The 16,159-nt window shown below is 66.8% G+C and carries 17 protein-coding genes; 5 read left to right on the forward strand and 12 right to left on the reverse strand.

The window, feature by feature from the left end; genetic code table 11:
- Positions 1-41: 41 nt before the first annotated feature.
- Entirely contained in the window at positions 42-1,211 is a 1,170-nt protein-coding gene (locus ACUXVX_RS04240; RefSeq protein ID WP_446310512.1) for a lytic murein transglycosylase, read from the reverse strand.
- A gap of 271 nt (positions 1,212-1,482) precedes the next feature.
- Here ACUXVX_RS04240 and ACUXVX_RS04245 point away from each other — a divergent pair, with 271 nt between their 5' ends.
- Positions 1,483-1,884 carry a response regulator transcription factor gene (locus tag ACUXVX_RS04245; protein WP_446310513.1) on the forward strand — a complete coding sequence of 134 codons (402 nt, stop codon included), beginning with the start codon at positions 1,483-1,485 and terminating at the stop codon, positions 1,882-1,884.
- Positions 1,885-1,968: 84 nt separating this feature from the next.
- Positions 1,969-3,681, forward strand: coding sequence for a thiamine pyrophosphate-binding protein (locus ACUXVX_RS04250; RefSeq protein ID WP_446310514.1), 1,713 nt, complete (start codon positions 1,969-1,971; stop codon positions 3,679-3,681).
- A gap of 31 nt (positions 3,682-3,712) precedes the next feature.
- On the opposite strand, the gene ACUXVX_RS04255 is transcribed toward ACUXVX_RS04250, so the two are convergent.
- The 9 genes from ACUXVX_RS04255 to ACUXVX_RS04295 are packed head-to-tail and all read right to left on the reverse strand — an operon-like array spanning position 3,713 to position 8,321.
- Positions 3,713-4,228, reverse strand: a complete 516-nt coding sequence (locus tag ACUXVX_RS04255; protein WP_222470732.1) for a flagellar basal body-associated FliL family protein — start codon at positions 4,226-4,228, stop codon at positions 3,713-3,715.
- A gap of 24 nt (positions 4,229-4,252) precedes the next feature.
- Positions 4,253-4,984 (reverse strand): flagellar basal body L-ring protein FlgH, encoded by a 732-nt coding sequence (gene flgH, locus ACUXVX_RS04260; RefSeq protein WP_446310515.1) that lies wholly within the window; start codon positions 4,982-4,984, stop codon positions 4,253-4,255.
- Complete coding sequence (gene flgA / locus ACUXVX_RS04265) at positions 4,984-5,436, reverse strand: flagellar basal body P-ring formation chaperone FlgA (protein WP_446310516.1); 453 nt, start codon at positions 5,434-5,436, stop codon at positions 4,984-4,986. Before flgA ends, flgH begins: the two co-directional genes overlap by 1 nt.
- Positions 5,436-6,221, reverse strand: coding sequence for a flagellar basal-body rod protein FlgG (gene flgG / locus ACUXVX_RS04270; protein ID WP_446310517.1), 786 nt, complete (start codon positions 6,219-6,221; stop codon positions 5,436-5,438). The genes flgA and flgG overlap by 1 nt, the downstream gene beginning before the upstream one ends.
- A gap of 12 nt (positions 6,222-6,233) precedes the next feature.
- On the reverse strand, positions 6,234-6,947 hold the full coding sequence (locus ACUXVX_RS04275; RefSeq protein ID WP_446310518.1) for a flagellar hook-basal body complex protein: 714 nt from the start codon (positions 6,945-6,947) through the stop codon (positions 6,234-6,236).
- Positions 6,948-6,951: 4 nt separating this feature from the next.
- Entirely contained in the window at positions 6,952-7,218 is a 267-nt protein-coding gene (locus ACUXVX_RS04280; RefSeq protein ID WP_446310519.1) for a flagellar biosynthetic protein FliQ, read from the reverse strand.
- Between the two features lie 3 nt (positions 7,219-7,221).
- Positions 7,222-7,512: a flagellar hook-basal body complex protein FliE gene (gene fliE / locus ACUXVX_RS04285; RefSeq protein ID WP_222495796.1), complete on the reverse strand. Its 291-nt coding sequence runs from the start codon at positions 7,510-7,512 to the stop codon at positions 7,222-7,224.
- Between the two features lie 20 nt (positions 7,513-7,532).
- A complete protein-coding gene (gene flgC, locus ACUXVX_RS04290) occupies positions 7,533-7,925 on the reverse strand; it encodes a flagellar basal body rod protein FlgC (RefSeq protein WP_222470726.1) in 393 nt (130 codons plus the stop codon).
- Between the two features lie 9 nt (positions 7,926-7,934).
- Complete coding sequence (locus tag ACUXVX_RS04295; protein WP_446310520.1) at positions 7,935-8,321, reverse strand: FlgB family protein; 387 nt, start codon at positions 8,319-8,321, stop codon at positions 7,935-7,937.
- A gap of 97 nt (positions 8,322-8,418) precedes the next feature.
- Here ACUXVX_RS04295 and ACUXVX_RS04300 point away from each other — a divergent pair, with 97 nt between their 5' ends.
- Positions 8,419-9,738, forward strand: a complete 1,320-nt coding sequence (locus ACUXVX_RS04300; RefSeq protein WP_446310521.1) for a FliI/YscN family ATPase — start codon at positions 8,419-8,421, stop codon at positions 9,736-9,738.
- Positions 9,739-9,796: 58 nt separating this feature from the next.
- Here the strand turns inward: ACUXVX_RS04300 and ACUXVX_RS04305 are convergent, their stop codons facing one another.
- Entirely contained in the window at positions 9,797-10,138 is a 342-nt protein-coding gene (locus ACUXVX_RS04305; protein WP_446310522.1) for a hypothetical protein, read from the reverse strand.
- 311 nt (positions 10,139-10,449) lie between these two features.
- Between ACUXVX_RS04305 and ACUXVX_RS04310 the strand changes: the two genes are divergently transcribed.
- Positions 10,450-10,902, forward strand: coding sequence for a GbsR/MarR family transcriptional regulator (locus tag ACUXVX_RS04310; RefSeq protein ID WP_446310523.1), 453 nt, complete (start codon positions 10,450-10,452; stop codon positions 10,900-10,902).
- Positions 10,903-11,006: 104 nt separating this feature from the next.
- The gene (locus tag ACUXVX_RS04315; RefSeq protein WP_446310524.1) at positions 11,007-12,521 is read left to right on the forward strand and encodes a catalase; all 1,515 of its coding nucleotides are present in this window, start codon (positions 11,007-11,009) and stop codon (positions 12,519-12,521) included.
- 51 nt (positions 12,522-12,572) lie between these two features.
- Here the strand turns inward: ACUXVX_RS04315 and smc are convergent, their stop codons facing one another.
- On the reverse strand, positions 12,573-16,031 hold the full coding sequence (gene smc, locus ACUXVX_RS04320; protein ID WP_446310525.1) for a chromosome segregation protein SMC: 3,459 nt from the start codon (positions 16,029-16,031) through the stop codon (positions 12,573-12,575).
- Positions 16,032-16,159: the final 128 nt, after the last annotated feature.

A 16,159-nucleotide genomic window follows, 5' to 3' on the forward strand; every position in this document is an offset into this window, starting at 1 on the left:
CAACGATTTCAATTAGATGTAACTGCGACGCAGTTGCATTCTCATAAACTGTTCAGCAGTTCCGCGGTGGGCCAGCCATCGGCGGGCAGGCCGAGGCGGGCCTGTTCGGCGCGCACGGCGGAGCGGGTTTTTGCGCCGAGGATGCCGTCGACCTCGCCCACGTCATATCCCTGCGCCTGAAGTTTCTGTTGCAGGGCCTTCATTTGCCCGTCCGCGAGGCCCGGATCGGGGGTGCCTGCATTGAACACCGGCGCGCCCTCCAGCCGGGTGGCGAAATAGGCGGCGGTGGTGACGTAGACGAAGCTCTGGTTCCACTCGAAGTAGACGCGGTAGTTGGGGTAGGCGAGGAAGGCCGGGCCCTTGCGGCCCTGCGGGAGCAGGAGCGAGGCGGGAAGATCGGCAAAGCTGCCCTCGCGGGGCTGCACGCCGAGGGCGGCCCATTCGGCGGCGGGCTTCTCGGTTTCCAGCCCGGTCTGCGACCAGTCGAGCGTGTCGGGGATCGTAACCTCTTGCAGCCAGGGCTCGCCTGCGCGCCAGCCGAGCGATTGCAGCATCTTGCCGCCGGACATCAGCGCATCGGGGGCGGAGGTCTTGAGGCTCACGTGGCCGTCGCCATCGCCATCGACGCCGTTTTCGATGATGTCTTCGGGGAGCATCTGGACCATGCCGATCTCGCCCGCCCATGCGCCGGTGGTGCGGGCGGGGTCGAGATCGCCGGTTTCGAACAGCTTCATCGCGGCAAAGACCTGCGGCCGGAACAGGCCGGGGCGGCGGCAGTCGTGGGCGAGGGTGACGAGGGCGTTCACCGTGTTGAAATCGCCCTGCACCGCACCGTAGTCGGTTTCGAAGGCCCAGAAGGCGAGGAGGACGCCGCGGGAGACGCCGTAGCGCTGTTCGATCTCGGTGAAGATCGAATCGTACTCGCGCGCATTGGCGCGGCCCCGGTCGATGCGGGACTGGCTAATGAGGCGGCGGGAGAAATCGACGAAGGGCATCTGGAAGACGCCTTGGGCGCGGTCGGCCTTGAGGACAGCCTGGTCTTGCCGGACGCCGGACAGGAAGCGGCTGGCGGTGTCGGCGCTGACGCCGTGGGTGGGGGCCTCGGCGGCGAGGGCGGCCTTGAAGGCGGTGAAGTCACCGCCGCAGGGTGCCTCTTGCGCCTGAAGCGGGGCGGCGGCGAGCAGGCTGGCGGCGAGAAGGGCGGTGCGCATGGCGATCTCCGGGGCTGGCAGTGCGGCGAGAGGGTAGCGGACACGCGGGAGGACGCAACGGGGCCTACGAAAACGTTAAGTGGTTAACAGGCCGTTCACGGGGGATGGGCGACAAGGCGCTGATTTGAGGCTGATTTTAGATTTGTCCCTCCGGAGCCGGGGAATCGCGTTAACCATTATGTCCAATGTGTTAACGTGCGTTTAGGTATTCTGGCCCATAGTGGGCTGAGGGGGCGTTGCGTCCGGAACCGTCCGGTCAGCGAGGCGTGGTGTGAAAGTCTTGATCGTGGAAAGCGACGAGGAGCTCGGAGGAGTCTGGGCTCGGCATCTGGAGCGGCAAGGCTGCCAGGTGACGCTCGTTGGCGGCCAGGGCGATGCGGTGGATGTGCTGCGCCACGGCGAGGCCAAGGTGATCGTGCTGAACCTCGTGCTGGCTGAGGGCAGCGCGCTGGCGGTGGCCGATTTTGCCGCCTACCGCAGCCCCGAGACCAAGGTGATCTTCGTCACTGACACCAGCTTCTTCTCGGACGGGTCGATCTTTTCGATCGCATCCAATGCCTGCGCCTTCCTCCGCACGGGCACCCCGGTCGACGACCTCGCCGCGATGGTTGAGTATCACGGTGGCGGTTTCACCCCGGCGGCGACCGGAACCGACGGCGCGCTGACTCACTGACCCCACAGCAGAAAATAGTCGGGCCGGAGGCTTGCCGGGGCCGCGCGAATGGCACAGGCTGAGACGAATCCCCGGGGCCGCCAGATGAAGACCGTCGTGCCACTAAAAACGCCCAAACCTTCCGCCGCGCCGCGGGCCGCTGAGCTTCGGCATGGCGGGCAGGTGCTTGTCGACCAACTCGCCATCCGTGGCATCGAGCGCGTGTTCTCGGTGCCGGGAGAGAGCTTTTTGCCGGTGCTCGACGGGCTCGTGGGCTCCGGCATCAAGAACATCGTCTGCCGTCAGGAAGGCGGCGCGGCGATGATGGCCGAGGCCGAGGGCAAGATGACCGGCGAGCCCGGCGTGCTCTTCGTGACCCGCGGGCCGGGGGCGGCCAATGCCTCCGCCGGGCTGCATGTGGCCAAGCATGACAGCACGCCGATGGTGGTGTTCGTCGGGCAGGTGCCGCGCGAGCAGCGCGACCGCGACGCCTTTCAGGAAGTGGACATGAAGGCCTTTCTGGCCCCCGTCGCCAAGTGGACGGCGGAGGTGGACGATGCCGCGCGCCTGCCGGAATATATCGACCGCGCCTTCCGCCTTTCGATGTCGGGCCGTCCGGGGCCGGTGGTGCTTTCGCTCCCCGAGGACATGCTGCACGACAAGGTCAACGTGGCCGACCGGCCGGATGACTCCTTTTTCACCTCGCCGGAAGGGTCGAACTTTGCCGAGCTGGTGATCCACCAGATCGAGCGGTCGCACCGGCCACTGCTGATCGCGGGCGGGCCGGGCTGGAGCGCCGAGGCCTCCGCCAACCTCGCGCGCTTTGCCGAGGCGATGGATCTGCCTGTGGCGGTGCCGTTCCGGCGGCAGGATTACATGGACAACCGGCACCCCAATTACATCGGCGATCTCGGCGTGGGCATGAGCCCGGGCCTTGCCGATGCGGTGCGGCAGGCCGACCTGATCGTGGCGCTGGGCACCCGGCTGGGCGATGTGACGATGGGCGGCTACAAGCTGCTCGACGTGGCCGCGCCGCACAAGCGGATCATCCATGTGCACCCCGATCCGGACGAGATCGGCAAGGTCTACCCGGTGCAGCTGCCCTTCGTCGCGGAGGCGCCGGTGGTGCTGGCCAAGCTCGCCCGTTCAGTCCGACCGCGCGGCGACAAGCGGCAGTGGACGGCCGATTACCGCGCCGCCTATGAAAAGTGGATCCGCCCGAAGGAGACCCCCGGCGCGCTGAAGCTGGAGCAGGTGATCCACTGGCTGTCGGAGAACCTGCCCGACGATGCGGTGCTGACCAACGGCGCGGGCAACTATGCCGCCTGGCTGCATCGCTACTACCAGTTCAAGCGTTACGGCACCCAGCTTGCGCCGACTTCCGGCTCGATGGGCTACGGCCTTCCCGCCGCCATCGCCGCCAAGCTGCGCCATCCCGAGCGAGTGGTGGTGGCACTGGCGGGGGACGGCTGCTTTCAGATGACCTGCAACGAGCTTTCGACCGCGATGCAACACGGCGCTGCGCCGATCGTGCTGGTGGTGAACAACGGGCGCTATGGCACGATCCGGATGCATCAGGAAAAGACCTTCCCCGGGCGCGTCTCGGGCACCGACCTTGCCAACCCGGATTTCGTGGCGCTGGCCCAGGCCTATGGCGGGTTCGGCGAGCGGGTGGAGCGGACAGAGGACTTTGCCGGGGCCTTCGTGCGGGCGCAGGCCAGCGGGCGGCTTGCAGTGCTGGAGTTGGTGGTGGACCCCGAGGCGCTCTCTGCCGGGATGACCCTGAGTGAGACCCGCGAGGTCGGCGAGCGGCGCTGAGCTGCGCGGGCCCTGCGCCAGCTTCCGGTGGTCAGTTATCTTGCCGGACGATGTCGATGATGAGCACATCCGTCAGCGTGGCGCCGAGCACCTTGCGGCCAATCTCCTCAAGCGCTTCGGAAAGATGGCGCATCTTGGTGCCGGTGGTGAAGTTGCCCGAGAACCCGCCTGAATTTGCATGGTCGAAGAGCACCTGAAGGAAGCTGTCGCGCAGCTTGGGCTCGCGGGCATAAACGGTTTCACGCTGGCCGAGCTCGACCTCGAGGCTAAGGCTCAGCACCACCATCGAGGCCACGCGCCCCTCCTCCACGATGGGCACGATGAACTGGTTGTTCAGCTTCACGTATTCCTTGTTCGGGTCGGCCTCCTCCCCGGTGGTGTCCTTTGGCTCCGGCGCGGCGACCGGGTGGCTCTCGACCATCTCGCCCTCCTCGCCGCAGGGGTTCATCACGACCTCCTCGGGCGGCGGGCGGAGCATCATGCCCGCGCCTGCTCCCGCGCCAATGCCGATGGCGGCGAGGATGAGGATGAGGAGGATCGACTTCATGGGGCTGTCTCCGGTGTGGGCGGATCAGAAGGGCAGGACGATGTCGGCCACCTGCTGGCCGTAGCGCGGCTGCTGCACATCGGTGATCTGGCCGCGACCGCCGTAGGAAATGCGAGCGCCGGCGATTTTGTCATAGGTGATCTCGTTCTGGCGGGTGATGTCCTCTGGGCGAACATAGCCGGTGACCAGAAGCTCGCGCAGCTCGAAGTTCACCCGCACCTCCTGGCTGCCCTGAATGCGCAGGATGCCGTTCGACATTTCCTCCACGATGGTCGCCGCGATGCGCAACTCCAGCTGCTCGTTCCGGCTTACCGAGCCGTTGCCCGAGAAGGTGGATGACGAGTTGGCCGAGACGGCATCGGCGGTGCTGGCGCCTTCGGGCAGGCGCTCGTCGATCCGCTGGGGGATGCCGAAGAGCGAGGGGACGCCCATGCTCTCGGAGCCGTTGCGGCTGCGGCCTGTGGCGTTGGAGATGGAGGCGGAATCGTCGATCTCGATCACCACGGTGAGGATATCGCCGCGCCGCACTGCCCGCCGGTCGCCCAGCAGGGACTTGCGGTTGCGGCTCCAGAGCGAGGCCTGCTCGGCGCCGCGCTTGTCATCGAGCACATCGGGCAGGGGTACGGAGGCCATCGCGCGGTACTCATAGCTCTTTTCGGTCGGCTCGAAGTCGGGGGCCTTGCCCACGTTTTGCAGGCGCGAGCAGCCGGTGAGTGCGAGCAGCGCGGTGAGCAGGATAAGGGCGGTGCGGGTCATCAGAAGTCCTCCAGATCGTGCAGCATTCGGGCGCTCGGGCCCACGATGACGCGCCCCGCCTCGTCGACCTGTCCGGTGACGGTGCTGCGGGATGCGAGGTTCATGACTCTCAGCATGTCGCCCACGCCGCCGCGCCCCAGCGCCCGCGCCTCGGTGGCGATGAGCAGGCCGGAGCGGCGGTAGACGAGGGTGACGATCTGGTTGCGCTCGACCAGCGCGGGCGGGCCGAGATCGGCGGCGCGGATCGGGCGGCCGGGGTAGAGGACGACGCGGGATTCGAGCCCGACGGCCTCCTCGACAGCCACTACAGCGCCCGCCGCCGCGCCCTCGCGCAGGAGCACATCGCGAGGCTCCAGCAGGGTGCCCGCCGGGATCATCCGGGCGGCCACCAGCATCTCGGCCCGGAGCGGGCTGGCGAGAAGCGACAGGAGGGCGAGGAGGCGAAGCATCATCAGCGGATCTGGGTTGTGGCGCCGAGCATCTGGTCGGCGGCGGTGATGACCTTGGCGTTCAGCTCGTAACCGCGCTGGGCGGTGATCAGGTCGGTGATCTCCTTCACCGCATCGACCGAGCTATCCTCCAGATAGCCCTGCCGGACGGTCCCGAGCCCCTGTTCGCCGGGGGTGGCCACCAGCGGCGGGCCGGAGGCCTCGGTCTCGAGGAAGAGGTTGGAGCCCATCGCCTCGAGCCCCTTCACGTTGGAAAAGTCGGCGAGGGTGAACTGGCCGAGGAGTTGGGGCGCGACCTGATCGTTGAAGTAGGCGTAGACCTCGCCGTCGGCGTTGATCGAGATGGCGCGGGCATCCTCGGGGATGGTGATATCGGGCACTACACCGTAGCCGTCAGCGGTGACGATGAGGCCATCTGCCGAGCGCTTCAGGGCGCCGTCGCGGGTGTAGGCGGAGAGGCCGGAGGGCAGGGTGACCTCGAAATAACCATTGCCCTCGATCGCCACATCAAGATCGCCGCCGGTGGCGCCGAGCGAGCCTTGCTGGACGTTCATGCTGACGGCGGAGGGCCGCACGCCGAGACCGATCTGCACGCCGGTCGGCAGGATGGTTCCATCATTCGCGTTGATCGCGCCAGGCCGGGCGAGTTGGCGGTAGTGCAGATCGGCAAAATCGGCGCGGCGGGCGTTGTAGCCGGTGGTGCTCATGTTCGCGAGGTTGTTGGAGATGACATCGACGCGCATCTGCTGCGCGCTCATGCCGGTGGCGGCGATCTTCAGGGCCTGCATTGGCTTGCCTCCTTATCGTGTCAGAGTCTGGATGACGGAGTCCTTGCGCTCGGACTCCTTCTCCAGAAATTTCTGGCCCAGCTCATAGGTGCGCTGGACCTCGATCATCCGTGCGATCTCGAGGATCGGGTCGACGTTGCTCTCTTCAACAAAGCCTTGCAGCACGCGGGCGTTCTCGGCGGGCAGCACAGCGCCGCCGGGGTTGAAGAGGGTGCCGCCCTGCCGGGTCATGGCGGTGTAATCCTCGGGCACCACCACGCCGATCTGGGTGAGCGGCGTGCCATCGGCGGACAGGGTGCCATCGGGCGAGAGGCTGATGGAGCGCACGCCAGGCGGGGCGAAAACAGGCGCGCCGCCGGCATCGAGCAGGAAATGGCCATCACCGTTCATCAACTCGCCCGCCGGGCCGGGGGAGTAGCTGCCAGCACGGGTGAGGCGCAGGCCCTCGGGCGTTTCGATCTGGAAGAAACCCTCGCCCTCGATTGCAAAATCGAAGGTTCCGCCGGTCTGGGAGAGGACGCCCTGCGACAGGTCGGTGTTGCGCACGCGGGCGGTGCCCATGGAGACCGAGCCCGAAGGGCCATCGGCGGCGCGGACCCATTCGGAAAAGATCACCCCTTCGCGGCGAAAGCCGGTAGTGGAGAGGTTGGCGAGATTGTTCGCGACCGCGCGCATCTCGTTCATCAACCCGGTCTGGCGGGAGAGGGTCACGTATCCGGTGCTCATGGGGTTATCCTCCGGCGATCAGCGGCACGAGAGTGGATTGGAAGAAGCTGACGAGGCGTTCGGTCATGAACCCCATGGTCAGCCAGAAGACGGCGAGGATGGCGGCGAGCTTGGGCACGAAGGTGAGGGTCATCTCCTGCACCGAGGTGAGCGCCTGGACGAGGCCAATGGCCACGCCCGCGACGAGTGCCACGATGAGGATGGGCAGGGCGATGATGACGCCGACCCAGAGCCCCTCGCGGAGCGTGTCGTAAAAGCCCGCCGCCTCCATTGATCACACAGGCATCCGCAGGATTTCCTGGTAGGCCTCCACGACCTTGTCGCGCACCGTGACGGCGGTTTCGACCGCCAGCTCGGTTTCGGCCAATGCCTGAACGAGGGCGTGAGGATCGGCTTTGCCGACCATCGCATCCTGCGCCACCTGCTCCGCGTTCGAGAGCATGGAGGCGAAGTCCTGGGCCACGCGGGCGAAGCCTTCGCCGCCCGACTGAGTGCTCTCCTTCGGAGCGGTGGCCGGCTTGGCTCCTTCGTAGAGCCGAGCCACCTGGGACAGTTTGATATCCATTCTGGATCTCCTTTAACCTGCTATTTTCGCAGTATTTCCAACAGGCTCCGGGTCATCTGCCGGGCCTGATCAAACATTTTGAGGTTGGCCTCATAGCTGCGCTGGGCCTCGCGGGCATCGGCGATCTCAATCACGAGATCGACGTTGGAGCCGCGGTAGAAGCCCGCCTCATCGGCCATCGGGTGCGAGGGGTCGAAGACCTCGGGAAGCTCGGTGTCATCGAGCCGGACCGGCGCGGCCTCGACCTCGCCGGTCATCCGGCCGCCCTGCATCACCTCGCGGAACGGGGTCAGCTTGCGGTGGTAGCCGGGGGTATCGGCGTTGGCGATGTTCTCCGACACGTGGCGCAGGCGCGAGCTTTGCGCGGCCATGCCGCTGGCGGAGACGGAGAAACTGGACAGAAGATCGCTCATGTTGCCCCCTTACCCGCGGCCGAGCGTGGTGCGGAGGATGCCGAGCGTGGTGCGGTAGACCGAAAGCGCCATTTCGTGCTGGGTGCGGATCTCGGCCGATTTCACCATCTGGCTCTCGATCGAAACGGTGTTGCCGTTGGGGTCGCCATCGATGCCGCGCTCCACATGGGGGCGCAGGGCGGGCGGTGGCGTGCTGTCGGCGATATGGCCAGTGCGGGTGCTGCGCAGAGCCAGCCCGGTTGAGGCACGGTAGCTCTCGCCAAAGCTGGCGAGGTCGCGCGCCTTGTAACCGGCGGTATCGGCCTGGGCGAGGTTTTGCGCCACCACGGACTGGCGGGCGGCGGAGTGCGTGGCAAGGCCACGCGCCATTGAAAGGATCTCGAGCTGATCGAACATCGGGGTTTCTCCCACGGGCTTCAACCTGGGCTTAACCCTGATTCCTTTAGAAACAGTTTCAGGCGCCCGGCTCGCGGCGCGGAATGTGGAGAATCCCATGGCCGAGACCTCGATTGCCCAACTCACTGCCGAAATCGCGGCGCTCAGGCCCTCTGCCTCGGTCGGGCGGATCAGCGCCGTGGGGCGCGGCGCGGTGGAGCTCACCGGCTTGTCGGAGATCGCCGCGCTGGGCGATCAGGTCTGGCTCGGCACGCAGGGCGGGCGGCTTCGGGGAGAGATCGTGCATATCGACCGGGACCGCGCGATGGCCCTGCCGGACGGGCCAGCTGATGGCATCCGGCTGGGGGACAAGGTGACGTTGCAGGGGGGCGACGGGCTGTTCCCTGATCTGTCGTGGCAGGGGCGGGTGATCGACCCCTATGGCCAGCCGCTCGACGGGCGGGCGTTGGCGCGGGGGGCGGAGTTGCGGCCACTGCGGCCCCATGCCCCGCCTGCGACACAGCGCAAGCGGCTGGGCGACCGGCTGGGCACCGGGCTGGCGGTGTTCGATACGCTGTTGCCGATCGTGCGGGGCCAGCGGCTTGGCCTTTTCGCCGGCTCGGGCGTGGGCAAATCCTCTCTGCTGGGCGCGCTGGGTCGGGGGCTTCAGGCAGACCGGGCGGTGATTGCGCTGGTCGGTGAGCGGGGGCGGGAGCTGCGGCACTTTATAGAAGATGTGCTGGGGCCGGAGGGCATGGCGCGCTCAGTGATCGTGGCGGCGACATCGGATCAGTCAGCCATTGCACGGCGCCGGTGCCTCTGGACGGCGATGGCGGTAGCGGAGCACCTGCGGGACGAGGGGCACCATGTGCTCTTTTTGGCCGACTCGGTGACGCGCTTTGCCGAGGCTCACCGGGAGGTGGCGCTGGCGGCTGGGGAGCCTGCGAGCTTGCGAGGCTATCCGCCCTCGACCGCACATATGATCATGGCGCTGGCCGAGCGGGCGGGGCCGGGGGTGGATGGCGTGGGGGATATCACCGCGATCTTCTCGGTGCTGGTCGCCGGGTCGGACATGGAGGAGCCGGTGGCCGATATCCTGCGCGGCGTGCTCGACGGCCACGTGGTGCTGGCGCGGGAGATCGCGGAACGCGGGCGCTTCCCGGCGGTGGACCTGCTGCGCTCGACCTCGCGCTCGCTCCCCGAGGCGGCCAGCCCGGAGGAGAATGCGCTCATCGTCAAGGCACGGCGACGGCTGGGGGCCTACGACCGGGCGGAGCTGATGATCCAGTCCGGGCTCTATACCTCTGGCTCGGACCCGGAGATCGATGCGGCGATCCGGGTTTACGGGCAGCTCGACGGGTTTCTGGCGGAGGCCAGCGCTGGCCCGGAGGAGGCGTTCCGGCGGCTGCGGTCGGTGCTGGGGCCGGGGAAGGCCTAGGGAAGACATAGAAAGGGGGCCATGACGGCCCCCTTTTTGGTGCGCTGATGGGCGCGGATTACTCGGCGCGCAGTTCCTGGAACTTGGCTTCGGCAACCGGGTTGATGATGCCGCGGGCGGCAACCGCCTGCGAGGTGCCGGACACGCCGTTGTTTTGCTCGGCGTTCAGCTCGCGGAACTTGGCGGCGGCCACGTCATTGACCACGCCGTTGGCGGCATCGCCACCGAAGTAGACGCGGGATTCACCGGCTGAGTCGCCCTCGTGGGCTTTCAGCGTGGCCAGCTGCTCTTGGGTATAGGCACCGGGCTGAACGCCGAGGGAGCGGGCGAGGCTGGCATCGCTTGCGAACGCGGGAGCGGCGACGGCGAGGATGGCGGCTGCGAGGATGGGGGGTTTCATTGTCTTGTCTCTCTTTCGTGTGGTGCCCGTTGGTGGGCTGTTGGCGCGATGTCTTGCATCGTGATGAGCCCGATGTATGGTCTGTTTAGTATGAATCAAACAAACAGAACAAAATAATCGGAATGAATGGAGTAACGTATTGATTTTGCTTGATTCAAAAATGGTGAGGGGGACCGGGGCAGCCTCCGCAGGCGCACAGGACAGGGGAACCACTAGACTTTAAGTGCGTTTAGTACTATCTGAACTCACGAGAACGACAGAAGAACAGTGACCAAGACGCATATGAATTGAAGCTCCGAAGAGGCGACCGAATGACCAAATCCATCGAAGAAATCCGTGACGAGTTCATCGAGAAGATCGGGCTGCTGATGCAATCCGACGGCCTGCCGCGCACCGCAGGGCGGGTGATGGGCGCGCTGGTTTGGGAAGGGTCTCCGGTTGCGTTCTGCGATCTTGCGACGGAGCTTCAGGTGAGCCGGGGCAGTATCAGCACCGCGACCCGCGCGCTGATCGACCGCCGGATGATCCGCCGGGTGACGAAGCCGGGCGATCGGCAAGATTACTTTCAGCTCGCCGAAAAATCCTATGAGACGATGGTGGAGGACCTGAGCCTCAAGTTCCATCGTCGCAGCGAAGAGTTATATGCCACGCTCGACGGCGTGCCCGAGTGCGAGCCGGAAATTCGCGAGCGGGTGCGGGCCTATTCAGAAACGCTGGAGTCCGTCGCCAAGAAGATCGGCGAACTGGTGAAAGAGATGGTCTGAGCGGCCGACGCCGCCTGCGCCAAGGCCATTCCGGCGCGCGCCGGAACCTCTGATTGGCTGGATCGTTCTGTTGGCAACGCCACCTGAACGAAAGGCAGCCCGACATGGCCAAGAAACCCTCCACCCCGCCCACCACCACCGATGCCGGCATTCCGGTGCAGAGCGATGAGCATTCGCTGACCGTTGGCCGCGACGGCCCGATCGTGCTGAACGATCACTACCTGCTGGAGCAGATGGCCAACTTCAACCGCGAGCGCATCCCGGAGCGGCAACCTCATGCCAAGGGTTCGGGCGCCTTCGGCCATTTTGAAGTGACTGCGGATGTTTCGAAATACACCAAGGCGAAGGTGTTTCAGCCGGGCGCGAAGACCGACATCCTCGCCCGTTTTTCCACCGTGGCGGGCGAGCAGGGCAGCCCTGACACATGGCGCGACCCGCGCGGCTTTGCGGTGAAGTTCTACACCGAGGAAGGCAATTTCGACATGGTGGGCAACAACACGCCCATCTTCTTCATTCGTGATCCGATGAAGTTTCAGCACTTCATTCGCAGCCAGAAACGTCGCGCGGACAACGGGTTGCGCGACCATGACATGCAGTGGGATTTCTGGACGCTGTCGCCCGAGAGCGCGCATCAGGTGGCCTACCTGATGGGCGACCGGGGCATCCCGCGGACGTGGCGCGAGATGAATGGCTATTCCTCGCACACCTACTCGCTGGTGAACGCCGAGGGTGAGCGGTTTTGGGTGAAGTTCCACTTTCATACCGACCAAGGTGACGGCAACGCGCATCTGACGCAGGAAGCGGCCGACCGGCTGGCGGGGACGGATGGCGACTATCACCGGGCCGACCTGTTCAACCAGATCCGCGAGGGCAACCACCCGAGCTGGACGCTGAAGTGGCAGGTGATGCCGTGGGATGATGCCAAGACCTACCGGATCAACCCGTTCGACCTGACCAAAGTCTGGCCGCATGCCGATTATCCTCTGATCGAGGTAGGCAAGATGGTGCTGGACCGGAACCCGACCGATTTTCATACCCAGATCGAGCAGGCGGCGTTCGAGCCGAACAACATGGTACCGGGTATGGGCCTTTCGCCCGACAAGATGCTGCTGGCGCGGGGATTTTCCTACGCCGATGCCCACCGCGCGCGGCTTGGGGTGAACTACAAGGAAATTCCGGTGAACAAGGCGCAATCGCCGGTGCATAGCTACTCGAAGGATGGTGCGGGGCGGACGGTGCCGGTGAGCGACCCGGTCTATGCGCCCAACACCTACGGCGGGCCGGAGGCGCAGCCTCACGAGCACGAGGCCGGGCTGTGGCACAGCGACGGCGAGATGGTGCGCGAGGCCTATATGCTGCGCGAGGATGACGACGACTGGAGCCAGGCCGGAACGCTGGTGCGCGAGGTGATGGACGATGGCGGCCGGGAGCGGCTGGTGAACAACGTCGCCGGGCACCTGAGCGCCGGGGTCAGCGAGAAGGTGCTGGTGCGGGCGTTCGAGTACTGGCGCAACATCGACGGCGACATTGGCGAGCGCATCGAGAAAGCTGTGCGCGACGAGATCGGTGGCAAGTCGAAGGCCGAAGGCATGGCCTCAGCGGAGAGCATCAAGGGGTGACGTGGAAGGTGGGCATGTTGCCCACCCTACCTGTAGAGTGCGGGGCGTTCGTCAGGCGACGAGCGCTTCGGCCTTCTTGAGGTCGACCGAAACGAGCTGGCTCACGCCCTGCTCCTGCATGGTGACTCCAAAGAGGCGATCCATCCGGCTCATCGTCACCGCGTGGTGGGTGATGATGAGAAAGCGGGTATCTGTCCGCCGCGTCATCTCGTCGAGCAGGTCGCAGAAACGGGTGACGTTGGCATCGTCGAGCGGCGCGTCCACCTCGTCGAGCACGCAAATCGGGGCGGGGTTGGCGAGGAAGACGGCGAAGATGAGCGCCAGCGCGGTCAGGGTCTGCTCGCCGCCTGACAGCAGGCTCAGGGTGCTGAGTTTCTTGCCCGGCGGCATGCACATGATTTCGAGGCCGGCTTCCAGCGGGTCATCGGATTCAACCAGTTCGAGCGACGCCTCGCCGCCACCGAAGAGGTGCTTGAAGAGCAAGGTGAAGTTAGAGTTCACCTGTTCAAAGGCGGTCAGCAGGCGCTCGCGGCCCTCCTTGTTGAGGCCGGCGATGCCGTTGCGCAGGGCGCGAATAGCCTCTTCGAGATCGGCCTTTTCCTTGACCAGCTCGTCATGCTCGGTCTGGACCTCTTTGGCGTCTTCCTCGGCGCGGAGGTTCACCGCGCCGAGGGCGTCGCGCTGGCGGCGCAGGCGGGAGAGGTCATTTTCGAGCGCATCGACACCGGGCATCTTCTCGGGGTCGGTGTCGAGGGTCTCGAGCAGTTTCGCGGGGGCACATTCCAGCTCTTCGTGGATGCGCTCCTCGGCGAGCTTGCGGGCCTCCTGCGCGGCCTCCATGCGGGCCTGAGCGGCGGCCCGGCCCTCGCGCAAATCGCCTGCGATCTTGGTGGCTTCGCGTTCCTGAGCCTGAGCCTCGCGCCAGGCGCTCTCGCCCGTCGCCAGCGCGTCAGCGGCGGCTTTGCGGCGGTCTTCGGCTCCTTCGAGGGCTTCGAGAAGCTTGGCCTCGCGGGCCTCGATCTCTTCCGGGGCGGCCTCGGCCTGTTCCAGCTCGGCCTCTGTGGCGGCGTGGCGCTCTTTCAACTCGGTGGAGCGGGTCTCTGCGTTGGTGAGGCGCTCGGTCCAGCTGGCGACTTCGCGGGCGATTTCCTGCAGGCGGCGCACGCGGGCCTCGCCCATGCGGCGGATCTCGTCCTGCACTGCGCGGCGGGAGAGCATATCTTGCCGGGCATTCTCGACGAGGCTCTTGGCGGCCTCGACGTTGCCGCGCGCCTCCTCCAGATCGCCGAGTTGAGACAGTGCGGCCTCGGCCTCGACAAGACGGCCACGAGCATCGGCGGCCTCGTCCTCATGCCGTTTCACCGCCATCTCGGCGGCCTCGGCGCGGGTGGCGGCCATGGCGGCATCGCTCTCGGCGCGGTTCAGGGCGCGGGAGGCATCGGCGAGCGCGGTGTCGGCCTCGCGGCGGGCCTGACGGGCGGCGCGGTCGGCTTCGGTCACGCGGGCCAACTCGTCGGAAAGGCTGCGGTGCGCGGAGCGGGCGCCCTCGGCGCGGGCCTCGGCCTCGTTGAGGTCGATCTTCAGCTCTTCCAGCCGGTTCAGCTGCTCCAACCGGAGGGCGGCGGCGGAGGGCGCATCCTCGGCCCCGGCGCGGAAGCCGTCCCAACGCCAGAGGTCGCCCTCACGGCTCACTAGCCGCTGGCCGGGTTTCAGCTCGGCCTGCCGCGCGGCGCCCTCCTCGGGGGAGTTCACCAGCCCGACCTCGGCCATGCGGCGCTGGAGCACCTCGGGCACATGCATATAATCGGCCAGCGGATGCAGCCCGCCGGGCAGGCCCTGCGGCGCGGGATAGGCGGGCAGGGCGGCCCAGCCGGAGGGCGCATCGGCCTCGACGGCGGGGGCGCGGAGATCGTCGGCCAGCGCGGCGCCGAGGGCCTTTTCGTAGCCCTTGTCGACGGAGAGCATGTCGAGCACCTGCGCGCCCTCGGTGCCCTCGCGGTCGACCAGCCGGGCCAACGCGTGCATCTCGGCGGAGAGGGTCTTGGTTTCGCCTTCGGCGGCGGAGGCGGCGGCGCGGGCCTCGGCCTCGCGCCCGGCGATATCGGCGCGGGCGGCATCGGCGGCCTCGAGCGCGGCCTCGGCCTCTTCGGCTTTGGCGCTGGCAATCTCGCTGGCCATCTGGGCCGCGCGCATCGCCTCCTCGGCGCCGGACTTGCGGCCCCGCGCCTCCTCGGCCTGCGCCCGGGCCTTGGCGGCATCGGCCTCGCCCCGGTCGGCGGCGCTACGGGCATCGGCCTGCATCCGCTGGGCAGATTGGTGGCGGGCGGCGAGGCGGGCGACATCTTCTGTCTTTTCAGCCAGTTGCTCCTCGATCTCGGAGAGCACGGAGGCGGCCTTGCGGGCGGCCTCGGTGGCCTGCTCCAGCTTTTCCTCATGGCCCTCGCCGGCCTTTTGCAGCTCGGTCTCCTCCCAGCCGAGGCGCTGGACGGTCTCTCCAGCATCACGGTTCAGCCCGTCTTCACGCTCCATGTCGCGGGCAAGCTGGACCAGCCGGTTCTTCAGCGTGTCGATGGCGGCCTCGGCGCGCGTGGCTTCCTCACGCAACCCGCCGCGCTCGACCGAGAGCCGTTGCAGCACGGCGGCGGCAATCGCCTCTTCCTCGCGGAGCGCAGGCAGGGCGGCATCGGTCTCGCTGCGGCGCTTTTCGGCGGCCAGCACGGCGCGTTCGGCGGCGGAGGCGGCGGCGACGGTTTCGCGGTGGGCGTGGCCTGCGGCGGCCACGGCCTCATCGGCCTCTTTCCAGCGGCGGTAGAGCAGCAGGCCTTCGACCTGCCGCAATTCGGTGCCGATCTCGCGATAGCGGGCGGCCTGCCGGGCCTGCCGGGCGAGCTGCGAAAGCTGGGCAGCGAGTTGCTCGATCACATCATCGACGCGGGCGAGGTTTTGCTCGGCGCCGTTCAGCTTGAGCTCGGCCTCGTGGCGGCGCTGGTAGAGGCCGGAAATGCCTGCCGCTTCTTCCAGAATGCGCCGACGGTTCTTGGGCTTGGCGTTGATCAGCTCGGAGATCTGCCCCTGCCGAACCAGCGCCGGGCTGTGCGAGCCGGTGGAAGCATCGGCGAAGAGCATCTGGATGTCGCGCGCCCGCACATCCTTGGTGTTGGCCTTGTAGGCCGAGCCGGCATCGCGGGTGATGCGGCGGACGACCTCGAGCACATCGGCATCGTTGAACCCGGCGGGCGCGAGGCGCTCGGCGTTGTCGATGTGGATCGAGACCTCGGCGAAGTTGCGGGCCGGGCGCGAGGCGGCACCGGCGAAGATCACATCTTCCATGCCGCCGCCGCGCATGGCGGTGGGGCGGTTCTCGCCCATGACCCAACGCAGGGCTTCCAGCAGGTTCGACTTGCCGCAGCCGTTCGGGCCGACAACGCCGGTCAGGCCATCGGCGATGACCAGGTCGGTCGGATCGACGAAGCTCTTGAAGCCATTGAGTCTGAGCCGTGTGAAACGCACGCTGCCTGCTGCCCCGGTTGTTGTCCCCATGCCCCGTGGGGGCGATTCCCCGGGGCTGACCCATGTTTGGGGGGTGTGCTGCGTCTGTCAATCAGCATCTGGGCTGGATTTTGGCCTTATCCACAAGA

The sequence above is a fragment of the Vannielia sp. SX4 genome, from assembly GCF_052828525.1.

Excerpts from the sequence above, each read along its gene's own strand:
- ACUXVX_RS04240 (WP_446310512.1), bottom strand. The coding sequence starts at position 1,211 with ATGCGCACCGCCCTTCTCGCCGCCAGCCTGCTCGCCGCCGCCCCGCTT.
- ACUXVX_RS04250 (WP_446310514.1), top strand. The coding sequence starts at position 1,969 with ATGAAGACCGTCGTGCCACTAAAAACGCCCAAACCTTCCGCCGCGCCG.
- ACUXVX_RS04255 (WP_222470732.1), bottom strand. The coding sequence starts at position 4,228 with ATGAAGTCGATCCTCCTCATCCTCATCCTCGCCGCCATCGGCATTGGC.
- flgH (WP_446310515.1), bottom strand. The coding sequence starts at position 4,984 with ATGACCCGCACCGCCCTTATCCTGCTCACCGCGCTGCTCGCACTCACC.
- flgA (WP_446310516.1), bottom strand. The coding sequence starts at position 5,436 with ATGATGCTTCGCCTCCTCGCCCTCCTGTCGCTTCTCGCCAGCCCGCTC.
- flgG (WP_446310517.1), bottom strand. The coding sequence starts at position 6,221 with ATGCAGGCCCTGAAGATCGCCGCCACCGGCATGAGCGCGCAGCAGATG.
- ACUXVX_RS04275 (WP_446310518.1), bottom strand. The coding sequence starts at position 6,947 with ATGAGCACCGGATACGTGACCCTCTCCCGCCAGACCGGGTTGATGAAC.
- ACUXVX_RS04280 (WP_446310519.1), bottom strand. The coding sequence starts at position 7,218 with ATGGAGGCGGCGGGCTTTTACGACACGCTCCGCGAGGGGCTCTGGGTC.
- fliE (WP_222495796.1), bottom strand. The coding sequence starts at position 7,512 with ATGGATATCAAACTGTCCCAGGTGGCTCGGCTCTACGAAGGAGCCAAG.
- flgC (WP_222470726.1), bottom strand. The coding sequence starts at position 7,925 with ATGAGCGATCTTCTGTCCAGTTTCTCCGTCTCCGCCAGCGGCATGGCC.
- ACUXVX_RS04295 (WP_446310520.1), bottom strand. The coding sequence starts at position 8,321 with ATGTTCGATCAGCTCGAGATCCTTTCAATGGCGCGTGGCCTTGCCACG.
- ACUXVX_RS04300 (WP_446310521.1), top strand. The coding sequence starts at position 8,419 with ATGGCCGAGACCTCGATTGCCCAACTCACTGCCGAAATCGCGGCGCTC.
- ACUXVX_RS04305 (WP_446310522.1), bottom strand. The coding sequence starts at position 10,138 with ATGAAACCCCCCATCCTCGCAGCCGCCATCCTCGCCGTCGCCGCTCCC.
- ACUXVX_RS04310 (WP_446310523.1), top strand. The coding sequence starts at position 10,450 with ATGACCAAATCCATCGAAGAAATCCGTGACGAGTTCATCGAGAAGATC.
- ACUXVX_RS04315 (WP_446310524.1), top strand. The coding sequence starts at position 11,007 with ATGGCCAAGAAACCCTCCACCCCGCCCACCACCACCGATGCCGGCATT.